The organism is Gemmatimonas sp. (assembly GCF_046594945.1).
Classification (GTDB): Bacteria; Gemmatimonadota; Gemmatimonadetes; order Gemmatimonadales; family Gemmatimonadaceae; genus Gemmatimonas.
This window is the reverse complement of record NZ_JBKJRB010000076.1, coordinates 43,109-56,830: the sequence shown is the minus strand read 5'-3', so window position 1 is coordinate 56,830 and position 13,722 is coordinate 43,109. Positions and strand designations below refer to the sequence as shown.

Annotated in this window: 11 protein-coding genes and 1 pseudogene; 6 read left to right on the top strand and 6 right to left on the bottom strand. The window is 64.8% G+C overall.

Annotated features, from left to right (window positions below; all coding sequences use genetic code 11):
• From hemH to ACLL97_RS08755, 3 genes are all read right to left on the bottom strand, one after another.
• A partial coding sequence (hemH, locus tag ACLL97_RS08765) for a ferrochelatase (protein WP_411280091.1) occupies positions 1–654 on the bottom strand: 654 nt, incomplete at its 3' end.
• A gap of 100 nt (positions 655–754) precedes the next feature.
• Positions 755–2,827: a penicillin-binding protein 1A gene (locus tag ACLL97_RS08760; RefSeq protein ID WP_411280090.1), complete on the bottom strand. Its 2,073-nt coding sequence runs from the start codon at positions 2,825–2,827 to the stop codon at positions 755–757.
• An 84-nt stretch (positions 2,828–2,911) separates the two neighbouring features.
• The gene (locus ACLL97_RS08755; RefSeq protein WP_411280089.1) at positions 2,912–3,385 is read right to left on the bottom strand and encodes a hypothetical protein; all 474 of its coding nucleotides are present in this window, start codon (positions 3,383–3,385) and stop codon (positions 2,912–2,914) included.
• A gap of 42 nt (positions 3,386–3,427) precedes the next feature.
• Between ACLL97_RS08755 and ACLL97_RS08750 the strand changes: the two are divergent.
• From ACLL97_RS08750 to ACLL97_RS08740, 3 genes and pseudogenes are all read left to right on the top strand, one after another.
• Positions 3,428–4,504 (top strand): annotated as a pseudogene (locus ACLL97_RS08750) (nitrilase-related carbon-nitrogen hydrolase); the annotation flags it as partial.
• A gap of 258 nt (positions 4,505–4,762) precedes the next feature.
• Positions 4,763–5,593, top strand: a complete 831-nt coding sequence (locus tag ACLL97_RS08745) for an NAD+ synthase (protein ID WP_411280092.1) — start codon at positions 4,763–4,765, stop codon at positions 5,591–5,593.
• A gap of 35 nt (positions 5,594–5,628) precedes the next feature.
• Positions 5,629–6,222 (top strand): HupE/UreJ family protein, encoded by a 594-nt coding sequence (locus ACLL97_RS08740; protein ID WP_411280088.1) that lies wholly within the window; start codon positions 5,629–5,631, stop codon positions 6,220–6,222.
• A 311-nt stretch (positions 6,223–6,533) separates the two neighbouring features.
• On the opposite strand, the gene ACLL97_RS08735 is transcribed toward ACLL97_RS08740, so the two are convergent.
• From ACLL97_RS08735 to ACLL97_RS08725, 3 genes are all read right to left on the bottom strand, one after another.
• Complete coding sequence (locus ACLL97_RS08735; RefSeq protein WP_411280087.1) at positions 6,534–8,252, bottom strand: serine/threonine protein kinase; 1,719 nt, start codon at positions 8,250–8,252, stop codon at positions 6,534–6,536.
• Between the two features lie 10 nt (positions 8,253–8,262).
• Complete coding sequence (locus ACLL97_RS08730; protein WP_411280086.1) at positions 8,263–8,823, bottom strand: ECF-type sigma factor; 561 nt, start codon at positions 8,821–8,823, stop codon at positions 8,263–8,265.
• 65 nt (positions 8,824–8,888) lie between these two features.
• Complete coding sequence (locus ACLL97_RS08725; RefSeq protein WP_411280085.1) at positions 8,889–9,935, bottom strand: hypothetical protein; 1,047 nt, start codon at positions 9,933–9,935, stop codon at positions 8,889–8,891.
• A 354-nt stretch (positions 9,936–10,289) separates the two neighbouring features.
• On the opposite strand from ACLL97_RS08725, the gene ACLL97_RS08720 reads away from it, so the two are divergent.
• The 3 genes from ACLL97_RS08720 (at position 10,290) to ACLL97_RS08710 (ending at position 13,478) form a co-directional block, all read left to right on the top strand.
• On the top strand, positions 10,290–12,407 hold the full coding sequence (locus ACLL97_RS08720; protein WP_411280084.1) for a M12 family metallopeptidase: 2,118 nt from the start codon (positions 10,290–10,292) through the stop codon (positions 12,405–12,407).
• 97 nt (positions 12,408–12,504) lie between these two features.
• Complete coding sequence (locus tag ACLL97_RS08715; RefSeq protein WP_411280083.1) at positions 12,505–12,894, top strand: DUF4377 domain-containing protein; 390 nt, start codon at positions 12,505–12,507, stop codon at positions 12,892–12,894.
• A gap of 59 nt (positions 12,895–12,953) precedes the next feature.
• The gene (locus ACLL97_RS08710; protein ID WP_411280082.1) at positions 12,954–13,478 is read left to right on the top strand and encodes a DUF6702 family protein; all 525 of its coding nucleotides are present in this window, start codon (positions 12,954–12,956) and stop codon (positions 13,476–13,478) included.
• The last annotated feature ends 244 nt before the right edge of the window (positions 13,479–13,722 follow it).

Genomic DNA, 13,722 nt, shown 5'->3' with positions numbered 1-13,722 from the left:
CACCAGCACGTCGTCCCGCTCCTGCTCCGGATACTGTTCGAGGCCGTCATCGATGGCGCTGGCCATGGAGCGCACGAAGCCATCGTGCTCTCCCCACCGATCGATGATGCTCCAGGTAAAGGCATCCTGCAAGCCGGTACGATCGAGTGCACGCCAGAGGTCGTTCAAGCTCGAGCCGGTGGTCGAGCACGACCACTGCGGGTACTGGGTGAACGCCACGGCGCGCGTGATGCCGTCGGCCTTCATCGCCTGCAGGGCATCATCCGCGAACGGCGGCGCATAGCGGAAGGAAACATAGAACTTGTGCGGCGCCGTGTCGGGAGACATCTCGTCGAGCCGCGCGCACATGGCCTCGCCCTGCGCCTTCGTCCACGTCAGAATCGGCGATCCGCCCCCGATCCCATCATACAGCTTGCGCACCTTCGGCGCTCGTCGCGTCGCGATGAACTTGCCCAGCACACTCTGCCAGGGCAGCTGAATGATTTCCTTGTCGGCAAACAGCCGGAGCAGGAATGGCTCCACTTCATCGAGTGTGGCCGGCCCCCCGAGATTCATCATCACGATACCGGTGCCGCCGCCGGCGCGGGGCTGTTCGTGCGCGTGTTCGTGTGCACTCGACGGGCGACGGAACGGGAGAATATCGGAGGGCGTCATACAACGAATAGTCGACGCGCGCACCACGGCATTCCATTGGGGTGAATACGTGGTTCACCCCTCCGTAGCATTACGGACCACGCCGAGCGCACCGCAAAGCTCAGTACCCGATTGGTCCCAACCGGAACAAGCTCCACGGCCAGACCGGTGCGCCTGGTTCCGTGCCCGCCATGAACCATTCGATGTACCGCCGTTCACTGGGCGTCGTGGTGTCCGATGGCCGACCGCTGGCCCGATCGAGCTCCACCGGCACGAGCCCAGGCGGCGGAGTCCAGGCTCCGCTGGTGCGACTGCCATACGCGGCGGCGATGATTTGCCCCGCGATTGGCGCCGCGAGGGTGCCACCCACCGCCCCCGGTGAAATCATGGCGGGCTTGTCGAAACCGATCCAGACGCCCGTGACCAGCTCGGGCGTCATCCCCACGAACCAGACATCGGTATTGTCGTTCGTGGTACCCGTCTTGCCCGCCACGGGGATGCGCGACGGCACAAATTTGCGGAGCGCCGTGGCGGTGCCGCGGGTGACCACGTCCTGTAGCATGTCCCGCATGATGAAGGCCACCCGCGGATCCATGGCCGATCGCGGTGGTGCGAACTGCGGCGTGAACACCGTACGGCCTGTGCGGTCCTCAACGCGTAGAATGAATCGCGGCTCGACCGCCACACCGCCGTTGTCGAACGTCGCGTACGCCGCCACGAAATCGAGCGGCTGCACCACGCTCGCGCCCAGCGCACTCGAGGGATATGGCGCGATAGGCGCGCGAAGACCCGCACGGCGCGCGAGGCCAATCACCGAATCCATCCCGACGGCCAGCGCCAGCTGCACCGCCACCGGATTCCGTGACTTCGTGAGCGCCTCGCGCAGCGTGATCGCGCCGAGGAACGCGTTGTCGGCGTTGTCGGGGCTGTAGAATTGCCCGTTGTCGAGCCGAATACGCAGCGCGGTATCGGCCACCATAGCGTTGGCCGTGAGCCCCTCCGCGATCGCCTGAGCGTAGACGAACGCTTTGAAGCTCGAGCCGGGCTGCCGATTGCCGTCCACGGCGCGATTGAACGACGATCGCGCGTAGTCACGGCCGCCCACGAGCGCCCGCACATCGCCGGTGGTGGGATCGAGTACTACCGCCGCGCCTTCCAAGCAGGCCGCGACCTTCGCCGTCTTCGCGGCGATGGCCGTATCTCCCGCCACGCGGGCGCAGCGCTGTCCACGAAAGCCCGGACGTGTTTCGATCTCGTCGATCCCGCTGCTGAGCGCTTGTTGCGTTGCCCGCTGTAGCGCGACGTCGATGGTGGTGTGAATGCGGTACCCACCCTGCATCACCATGATACCCGCGCGCTCGGCCTGCACCCGCACCACATCGACCACCCACGGCGCCGGTGACCGCGTCGTGGTCACGGTACGAACGAGTTCACGTTGCGCGGTCGCTGACTGCGCGGCGGTGAGGTATCCCTGCTCTGCCATGAGCGCGAGCACCGTGTTGCGGCGCGTGCGATTGCGATCGGGATAGCGCGCCGGATCGTACTGTACCGGGCTCTTCGGCATGGAGGCCAGCGAGGCGGCCTCGGCCAGCGTGAGCTCGGCCGCGCCTTTGCCAAAGAACTGACGCGCCGCCATCTCGATGCCGTACGCGCCGCGACCGAAGGAGATCTGATTGAGGAACGCCTCGAGGATCTGCTCTTTGTTGTAGTGGCGTTCCATTTCACGCGCCGCTTGCTGCTCGCGCAACTTGCGTCCGGGCGACACATCCCGGCGATCGATGAGGTCGGGGTGCATGTTGCCGACCAACAGCTGCGTGATCGTGCTGGCGCCGCGCAGGTTGCCCTTGGTGACGGCGTCCTTGATGGCGCCAGCGACGCCCATCAGATCAACGCCGTCGTGCTGATAGAAGCGCTTGTCTTCCACGGCGACGAAGGCGTTGCCGACGTACTTGGGCAGCGAGCGCAGCGCGATGTTGATACGGCGCTCCCGGCCCAGCTCTCCGATGAGGGACCCGTCCCTCGCCAGTACGAGCGTGGCCTGGGCAGGCGCAATGATCTGCCACGCCTCGCCGGTGGAGGCGGGGGCTGCCTGCGCGGCGATAGCCCCAGGCAGGAATACCAGGGCCAACGACAACCAGCTCGGCGATACGAATGACGTGCGGGAACGCTCGTGTGGGGCGGTCGATGATCGCATGGCGGAATTGTACACGAATCGCGCGGGCCGGTTCACCCGCCGTGCTACCGGCTCACACCGGTGCCGACCGCGCACCGAGGAGCGCTACGGCCGCACGCCGAGCGTCAGGCTCCACGAGGTTCGCTCCCCAGTCGGCGGCAAGCGGGATGGCACCAGCGACTGCGCCCGCGTTTGCTCCATACGGACCGACAGCCAGAATGGCGTCGCCCCTCGCTGGACTCGCACAGTCGCCCATACCGCTACCGCGCGGGAATCTGCCGCATCATAGGCCAGCATCGGGGCGATCAGTCGACGATAACTCGCGCCTTGGTTGCTCACCGAGGGTACGGTCCTCTCGGGTGACACCGCCGTCCATGAACTACCGACCGCCACGCCATTGGATCGCGCATTTCCGGCCGCGCTTTGGCCGAAGCTCCGAGCGATCTCACCACCGGCGAACGGCGTGACGGCCTCGATGCGCGTGCGTAACGCCACCACATAGTCGAAGCGCGCATACGAATGTTTCGTCGCGCCAGCCGTGGCCGCCGCCTGCCAGCGTGAACCAAGGCGCCATCGCACCTCAGCCTCCACGGCGTTGCGAGAATCGCGCCCGTCGGTACAATGATGACGCCAAGCATGGTGATCACGGACGCAAAGCCGAGAAATCGCCGAGCCGAAAGAGTCATCGAATTTCACATGTTTGCCGTGCGGAGTTTTTTGTTCAAGATCACGATGCAGATAATGGAGCGAAGCGTCAAGCTGAACCGTGACTGTATCTGTAACGAGGCGGCGTGGCGCGGGATCGATCGAGCGGCGCGCTCGACTTTAGGCGATCCGTGCCCCGTCATCTATTTTACAGGCATGCCTGGTGATCCGATTCGTCCGCTAACGCTGGCCCTATGCCAGTTCGCCCCCCGCAAGGGCGACGTCGCCGCCAACCTTGCCCGTATCGGGCGGTTGTGCGCGCAAGCCTCCACGCTCGACCCGCGCCCGCAGGTCGTGCAGTTCCCGGAAACCGCGCTCTCCGGCTATTTCGTGGAAGGCGGCGTCCGCGAGGTGGCCTGCACGGCCGGCGCGCTGGCCTACGATGTTGACGACACCTACCGGTCGGCCTGCGCGGCCGCCGGGATCGACTGCGTGGCGATCGATATCGTAATCGGCTTCTACGAGCGCTGGCGCGATACACTGCACAACAGCGCGGCGTATCTCACCATCGGCCTCGACGACGGCCCGCCGGTGATCCGGCACGTGCACCGCAAGAATTACCTGCCCACCTACGGCCTCTTCGACGAAGAACGCTTCGTGGAGCGCGGCACTGACATTCGGGCCTTCGAAACGCCGTGGGGCCGGGCCGCCATTCTGGTGTGCGAAGATGCCTGGCATTCGATCAGCGGCACGATCGCCGCCCTGGATGGTGCGCAGGTGGTGTTCGTGTCGTCGGCCGCCCCTGCCCGTGGCATCTGGCCCCGTGACGACGGCGTGGCCGGGCCATACAGTGCCGCCCGCTGGGAGCGCCTCATTCGCGACATCGCGGAAGAACAGGGCGTGTACACCAGCTTTGTGAATCTGGTCGGTACCGAAGGTGGCAAGCGCTTCTTCGGCACGTCGCATCTGGTTGGTCCCGGTGGCGACGTGCGGGGCCGCGCGCCGGTGTGGGACGAGTCGTTCGTGTCCATCACCCTCGACCTCGACGACCTCGTCCGCGCGCGCGCCGATGGTCCACTGCTGAGTGATCTGCGTGTGGCGTTACCACATGTGATCGACAATATCCGGCGCGTGCAGGACGGCACGCCGGTGCCCTTGTCATACGACGGGCCAGAACCGGCGGCCGCCGACTTGCTGCGAGGGGCCGGTGGGTTCACCACCGGCGAATTCGCGATCCCCACCGAGGCGCTGCAGCGTGCCAACTCGATCGTGCGGGCGATTCCGGAATCGCTGCCGGTGATCCGACACGAAATGCGCGACCACGGTGGTCCGCCGCCGTTGGCGATCGACGCCGACATGACGGAAGAATGGCTCACCGGATTCCTGCGCGAAGAGCTCACGCGACGCGGCTTCGGCAAAGCGGTGATCGGCCTCTCGGGCGGCGTGGACTCGGCCGTGACCGCATTTCTCGCTGTGCGCGCCCTTGGACGCGAGAACGTGATCGGCATTCGCCTGCCCTACCGCACCTCGAGCGCGGAGTCACTCGACCACGCCCAGCTCGTCATCGACGCCCTCGGTATCGAATCGCGCACAGTAGACATCAGTCCTGCGGTTGACGGTTATCTCACCGCCGAACCCGACGCCGACGCCTCGCGTCGGGGCAACATCACGTCGCGCACGCGAATGATCGCGCTGTTCGATCTCTCCGCCCGCTATCGCGCGCTCCCGCTCGGCACCGGCAATAAAACAGAACGACTGTTCGGCTACTTCACGTGGCACGCCGATGATTCGCCGCCGATCAATCCGATCGGTGATCTCTACAAGACACAAGTGTGGGCGCTCGCCCGCCATCTGGGCGTCCCCGACATCATCATCACGAAGCCGGCCACGGCCGATCTCATCGCCGGACAGACCGACGAAGGCGATCTCGGTATCAGCTATGCACGCGCGGACGACATCCTGAATGGCATGCTGCACGGCTTCTCACACGAGGCGCTGCGCTCGCGCGGGTTCCAGTCCGACGAACTCACGCTCGTGTCACGACGCCTCAACGGCACACACTGGAAGCGCCGTCCGCCTGCAACCGCGTTGGTCAGTCATTCGGGGATCGGCGAATCGTATTTACGACCGGTGGACTATTGATCGCGTCCGCGCGATCGATGACCTTCGCGTAATCGATGTTCGACGACTTTCGCATTTACGCCGAACTCGGCTGTCGGCATATCGCCGATCTGGCTGGCTACGATCACATCCTGTTCGTGGCCGCACTTGCCATCCCGTTCCGTATCCGGGATTGGCGACGGCTCGCCATTCTGGTCACGGCGTTCACGTTCGGCCATAGCATCACCTTAGCCCTCGCCACGCTGCAATTGGTGTCGGTGCCGTCGCAGTTGGTGGAACCACTGATTCCGGCCACGATCCTGTTCATGGCGCTCGATGCGTACACGTCGGCCACGCCGCAGCGACCGGAGAATCCCGTCACCTTGCAGCGCTATGGCGTGGCGCTGCTGTTCGGACTCATTCACGGTCTCGGCTTTTCGACGTACCTGCGCGCCTTGCTGGGGACCGAGGAGAGCATTGCGTTGCCGCTGCTGGCGTTCAACGTCGGGCTCGAGATCGGTCAGCTCCTGATTCTCTCCATGGTGCTCGCGGTCGGAGCGGTACTCGTGCCAGCGGTCCTCCAGCGTCGCCGGTGGGTACAACTATGCGTGGGCGTGACCGGTGGTCTCGCGCTCTTGCTGTTGGTCCAGCGCCTTGGCGCTTGGAGTTGACCACCGACTTCATCGTCGGTCGCAGGCGAATCGCTGTCCACCATTTTCCGGCCGCATTCGTGGTGCCGCCTGCCGCCCCGCCGAGCGGCCGTGGCGGAACGCCGAGCAGAACAGCAAGGTCATCGCGTCGTCACCTTTGCTCGCGCACTGCCGGTCGACGCACCTACATCGCTTCCCGTGGCGCTACGTGCAGGACCATCCCTGAGCGATGATGGAGCCAAACGGCGGGCGGTCGCCGGCTCATGCCTCGAACGAGGTATACCCTGCCCAGGCCGCGAATCTCGCGATGACGCCGACTGTACTGCGAACCATTACGGCCGCGCTGGCCGGCTCGGTACAGGTGCCGGCGGAAGCTGCCCAGTGCGCAACGTGGCTACGTCGAGCAGCCTTCGTACACCTACGACGCTCAGCCCGCGATAGCTGCCCGATCGCTCGAGAATGGTGATCGCCTCGTGCGCATAACGGACGGCGGCTTCGGGAGTGCCGATGTACATCTCGAGCTGTGCCAGTTGGTGCAGCACCAGCGCGCGTCGCGGATCGTCGGCGTCCAGCGACGCGTGCTGCAGCGCCGCCGCCTGGACCAACAGTTCGTGTTCGCGCTGCCATTCGCCCAACGCATGGTAGGCTGGCGCGATCAGCGCGAGCAGATGGCCGCGGATCTCCGGTCGCGCTACCAGCGTGGTCTCGGCGCGCTGCGCCCCTCGATCCAGCACCTCGCGCAGGGTGGGCGGAACCGGGCCTCGTTTATGCGAATCCGTCGCGGCCAATGTCTGGGCTAGAAACTCCGAGACCTGTTCGGCGTTCTCGCGTTCCAGCGTGATGCGAAGGGCCTGCTGTCGGGTCACTGCGGAAAAGCCGATCAGCGCCACGACGGCCAGTGCCGACGCGCCCATGCCCACAGGATGCCGCGCGATAAACTTGCGGGCCCGATATACGGCGCTGTCGCGCCGGGCATGAATTGGTCGCCCGTCGAGCACGGCCTGCAGATCACCCGCAAGCGCCGCCGCCGACTCATACCGGCGGGCCGCATCGCGGTGCATCGTGCGTTCCACGATCACATCGAGATCGCCGTGCAGCACACGCGCCAGTCGACTGCTACTGAGGCCAGCCACAGTAAGCGAGCGGCGACGCACATGCAGCGACGGCCGCTCGCTGAGTCCTGCCAGAATCCGTAACTCGAGCGCGGTGCGCCCGTCGCGACCATCGCCAAACGGCAGCGCTCCCGTAAGCAGCAGATGCAGGAGTACGCCCAACCCGTAAACATCGGTGGCAGTACTGACCGGCTCATCGCGCAGTTGTTCCGGGGCCGCAAACGGCAGTGACATCGGCGCGCCACCCGTATACGTAAGCGGCGCCCCCTCGGCGCTGTCGGTTGCGACCAGCTTCGCGATGCCGAAATCCACCAGCCGCGGAGTACCGTTCGCATCGACCAGCACGTTGGACGGCTTAATGTCGCGATGCACGACTAGGCGCTGATGGGCGTGCTGCACAGCGTCGCAGATGCGAATAATCAGACGCAGCCGTTGCGGCACCGGCAACAGCTGCGCGGCGCACCACTGATCCACTGGCACGCCGTTTACATACTCCATGGCAAACCACGGCATCCCGTCTTTCGAGACCCCACCGTCCAACAGCCGCGCGATGCCCGGATGCTCGAGTCGCGCGAGAATCCGGCGTTCCTCGCGAAACCGTCGCACGCCGTGTCCGTCAAGCGCCACGGTGTCACGCTGTCGTTTGAGCGCTGCGCGCATCGGCATTTCGGCGTCGGTGTGTTCCACCAGATAGACCACACCCATGCCGCCGCGTCCAAGTTCGCGCACCACCCGCCAAGGCCCGATCCGCGACCCCGTCACCGGCGCATCAAGAAATCCCTGCACGTGATCGCAGCCGGCCAGCCAACGCTGCGCCGCATCACGCACAGCCAGGTCGCCGACGGCCAGCTCGTCGATCAGCGCCTGCCGAGCCTCCGGCGGCGTATCAAGTGCCGCATCTACGATCGGTGCCACGCGATCCCAGCGCATGTTGCTCATTGGCCGCTCACTAGGTCGCCAGTGCCGCGTACAGCCAGCCGCGCGCCTTCACCCAGTCTCGTCGCACCGTCCGTGCCGTGACACCGAGCGCCGTGGCGGTGTCCTCCTCCGACATACCGCAGAAGTAGCGGCATTCCACCACGCGCACCAGGCGCGGATCGACGCTCCCCAGTCGCTCCAGCGCTTCATCGAGCGCCAGCAACATGTCGTCGCGTAACTCCACCACGCCAATCGGTCCATCAAGTGTGGTGGGACGCACGCCGCCACCACGCTTCTCCGCGCGGAGCTCGCGTACATGATCGATCAACACACGGCGCATGGTCACGGCGGCGGCGGCCAAAAAATGGGGACGATCAGACTCGGCCAGCTGCCGCTGCGTGATCAAGCGCAGAAACGCTTCGTGAACAAGCGCCGCCGTGTCGAGTGTCGCCAACTCCGCGTCGCGCCGGCGCTCACGGTGTGCGATGTCACGCAAATCACCGTAGCAGCTCTCCGCCAGCGCGTGGATCGACCGCGGGGGCCGCGGGTTGGTGTCCGGTTCACGCGAGAGAATACGCCATGTCTCCAACAAGGGGGAACGGAAAATTGACGCGTCCTGACAGCCTATGGCAACCGGTGGGTCGGCTCGCCCACGCCTCAGTGACCACTGAGCCACCGCACCAAACGTGCGTCCGACTGCGCTGCACGCAGCAACCAGCTGCCAGGCATTGTGCGACGGTCCACGAATGTCGACTCGGCAAGCACCAGCGAGGCCGCACGTGACGGGTTGCCAAGTGCCTCGGCAATTATCGCGCGCGCCATCACGCGGCCGGATCGGAGCGCGGCGACCGTGTCTGCGGCCAGGACACGTTCAATACGTTGCGCCGCCGCTCGATCCCCGAGGCGAACAGACGCTACACCCAGCCACCCCTGCCGAAGCATCTCGCGGCGATCCGTCCGCAGCGCCGGCGTCACCAGCAGATCACGGGCCTCCGCCTTGCGCCCCAGCGACAGCAGCAGTCGGCCTCGACTGAGACGCACCGAGTCGGCTCCGGCAGGACCGCGCAGCGCTGCTCGTGGCGCGGTGGAGTCGAGTTTGACGAGTGCACGGGTCCACGCCGTGCGGGCCAGCGCAGCGTGCCCATGGCGCTGCAGCAGGTCACCGGCCGAGGCATACACCGAAACCGGATCGATGCGAAAACCTCGCGGTTCACTGGCCAGCAACGAGTCTACACGTGATGCCAGCCCGGCCGTGGTACCGGTCTGTACCCGCCCGCCGATCTCGAGCAGCACGGCAAGATGATGCCGCTCCCATCCGGGGTACCGGCGCATGGCGCGGCTGGCGCGCAGCATCGCAGTTCCGTCTCCGCGTAGCTGCGCGACGGTGGCCACGATCTCCTCGCGGAACGGCCGCGCCGGCTCAGCGAGTCCGGTCTTCCAGTGCGCCACCGAATCGAGCGCCTCGGAATATTCGCCCGCCGCCACCAATAACCGGACCATCCCCACGAAATAGTCGCGTCCGCCACGCGCCTTCGTCATGTCACGATATGCCGCGAGCGAGGCCGGAATGTCTCCCACGGCCGCCGCATGTAGGTAGATGATCTGCCTGAACTTGTCAGCTGGCATATCGCGTCGGCGCTGCAACAGTTCAGCAAACATTCGCACCGCTTTCGCCGGATCGTCAGAGAAAGCGAGATCGGCCATTGTCAGCACACTGTTGAGCGACGCCGAATCCAGCGGACCCGGCGGCGCCACGCGGTCTTGTGCCGCCCCCTGACGTGAAGTGATTGCAATGAGAAGCGACGCGCGCAGCACGTAGCGAGACCATGCATAACAGGTCGCTTGCCAACGCGCCGCTGAAAAGCTGTCGCATGCCATTTCGCCCAAATGACTCGACTTGCGCGCTGATCGCAATACCCGCTCACACGTTCTCAACGTTCGATCGCCCGACGGCAACCCGTGGCGCACCATCCGACGAATGTCCGCTTTGGCGTTCGCTTTCCGCCATGACCAGTCACACCCGCAGCGTAGCAGTCGACCTGTTCATGGGAGCACACAATGCAGAGGAGATCGTGGCGCGCCGTTGGCGCCTTGACGGTGGCATGGCTGTTGGCTGGTTGCCAAGACACGCCCGTAGCGGTGCCAGCCGGAATCGACGGCACGGCAGCGCGGGACAACCGCATTCCGCACGGTGAAGGCTACGCCGAGCGTGGTGAGAGACGCACGGGCTATGTGTTCGGGCGTGATGGCTCGCCCAAGCGTATCACCTATGAAGTTCAGGGTGAGCTCGCGGTTTGGCAGGGCGACATCATTCTCGGGCGGGCGCGGGACATCGCGGCCTCGGCGGCGAAGCTATCTCCCGCGACGGCCAGTGGCGTGCGCAAGGCGGTATACATCGACGGCGATGGCTTCCGCTGGCCAGGCGGTGTGGTGCCGTACGTCATTGATGCCAGCCTGACGAATACGGTGCGCGTGACCGATGCCATTGCGATGGTGGATCAGGCCACCGCCGGCGTCACGTTTGTGGTGCGCACGAACGAGGCGAACTACATCCGTTTCCAGCCTTCCACGGGGTGTTCATCGTCGATCGGTATGGTTGGTGGCGAGCAGGCAATCAACCTCGACACGGACTGCAGCACCGGAAACGCGGCGCACGAAATTCTTCATGCGCTCGGGCTGTACCATGAACACACCCGGTGTGATCGCGATGGTTTCGTCACGGTAAACTTGAGCAATGTCGAGTCGGGCAAGGCACACAATTTCGACAAGCAGTGCGACGATGCGAGCGATCATGGCGACTACGATGAAGGTTCGATGATGCACTACTCTCCGTTCGGCTTTGCCGTCGACCCGACCATTCAAACATTGACATCATCGCGCGGGCGGGACAATCTCATGGGACAGCGCGCCGCGCTCGGCCCGACCGACATCGCGACCATCACTTTTCTGTACGGGGCCAACAACGCGGCGCCGACGGCTGATCTCGATGTCTCCGCTCCGCCGTACACCGAAGGTGTCTCGGTGGCGTTCGATGGCACCGGATCCAGCGATCCGGACGATCTCGTGCTCACGTACGACTGGAACTTCGGCGACGGCAGCTGTGCCATTGTACCGAAGCCGGCCAAGTGCACGGCTGCGCAGCCCAGCCATAGCTACGCCGACGACGGCAACTACACAGTTACGCTCGTGGTGAGCGATGGGACGCTCACCGACGACGCCACGACATCACTCACCGTGCTGAATGCCCCGCCGGTGGTGAATGCTGGAGCGAACGGCGCCCGGAACGAAGGGCAACAGTTCACACAGTACGGCTCGTTCACCGACGCCGGGACAGACACGTGGACGGCCACCGTAGACTACGGTGACGGCTCGGGTGAACAGGCGTTGACCCTCACCGGCAAGACGTTCACGCTGGCGCACACGTACATCGACAATGGCAACTACATCATCACCGTAACGGTCTCTGATGACGACGGTGGTGAAGGCAGCGACGACGTGGCCATGACGATTGCGAATGTGGTGCCGGTAGTCAATGCGGGTGTCGACGGCACCGTGGTGTCCGGGTCCAATTACACGCTCATCGGTGGCTTCACCGACGCCGGCGTTATCGATTATCCGTGGGCGTGGACGGTAAACTGGGGCTTCGGCAGTAACTCGACTGGCTCCACCAATACACAAGGTGTCGGCGTGATCAGCGCCATGACCAGAGCGTGTGCGGCAGGCAACTATCAGGTCAATCTGGCGGTGAAGGACAAGGATAACGGCAGCGGCTCAGACCTTATGACGCTCGCGGTGACATACTTCGCCGTGACGATTGACATCACCCCCACGAAGACGCCCAATCCGATAAACATCGGCAAGGGTGGATTGGTTGCGGTCGCGATCCTCAGCACCCCCACATTCAACGCCACAAACGCTGATCCTTCCAAGATCACGCTTGGCAACGAAGTCGGGGCCGATACCCCCGTCGCGAAGCAGAACAAGGGCACCTATCACGCCAAGTTTGAAGATGTGAACGGCGACGGGCGTACGGACCTCATCGTGATGTTCGAGGCGCCAGCACTTGCCGCGAATGGCGATATCGTGATAGGCACGACGCAGCTCGTGCTGCGCGGGTTCCTCAGCGACGGTTGCACCAACTTCCGCGGTACCGACTCGGTGATCATTCTTCCGTAGCCGTGCGGTGACAGTCAGTATCGGATGGGCCAGGCGACGCGGGTGCTTCGTCTGGCCCATCCGGGTTATCGCCCTCACGCCATTCCGGAGTTGCACCATGCCTGGTCTGCATTTTCGCATGTTTGTGCTGGCCGGGGTTCCGGCCGTTGTCACCGCTTGCGCGGCGAGCTGGCCGCAGGCGGCGCAGCTGTTCACCTTGGATGTTGCCGCCGAGCGGCGACGCTGCGTCGGGGAAGCCGTGCAGCAATGTCTCGTGGTGCGGTGGCAGGGCGACAGCACGTGGAGCAACTTCTACGGTGTGATCGATGGATTCACGCACGAAGATGGCGTGCGCTTCCGACTCGAGGTGGAGCGTACCGCGGTGTCCCGGCCACCGGCGGATGCATCGGCGTACCGATATCGGCTCGTCCGGATCATCACGCGGGCTCTGGGCGATTCCGCGGCGTCGGCGCCGCTCGCTGACCCCGCCCAGGAGAAAATGCTGTAGAGTACGCTCGCGCTTGCGAGACGTCGGGTTACCTATCGGCCGAACACGAGGACCACCACATGAAACTGGCAACGCTGGCGCTGGCCGCGGTGTACCTCGGCAGCAGTAACGTAGCGGCTCGCGTAATCCACGATGTGCACAGCACGCACACGCGCGCCGTGGTCGAGCATGACGCGGTGATGTGGACGGTGCGACTGTTCAGTGATGACTTGGAGAAGGGGCTGCGGGCCTATGCGCGTCGCCCCACCTTCGAGCTGGACCGCGACGCCAAGGCCGACTCGCTGTTCACTGCCTACTTCAACGCCAAGGTGAGCGTGTCGGCCGATGGCCGCGTACTCAAGGCGTCGCTCGTGCAGCAGGGCGTAGACAAGGATCTTGTCGGCGGCACCGTGCACTGGTACCTGTTGCAGTTTGCTGCGGGCCGCGCACCAACGATTCTTTCGATCCGCAACGCGCTGCTCGCCGAGCTGTTTCCGAATCAAGCGAACATCGTTGTGCTGTTGTCGATGCCGGGCGAGAAGCGGCATTCGCTGTACTTCGGCGACGGTAACATGGCGGCGCAGACCGTCGACCTGCACCGCTGACGCGAGCAGTCGAATGGCCGACCGTGACTGGCAAACCTGCCTGGGCGCGCAGCGTAGTCGATCCCTGACCACGCTCATGTTGTCGTCGTCCTAAGCGCGGTCCAATCTAGGACGCCATCCCGCCTCGGTACGGTCCGACTGGAATGTCAGCTTCCGTGACCGAGAGGGCGGTCAGTGGCGGACGCTGATGGCGGATCGGTCGCGCCTGAGTTATCAACGACGGCGATCACTCGAGCGCAACGGT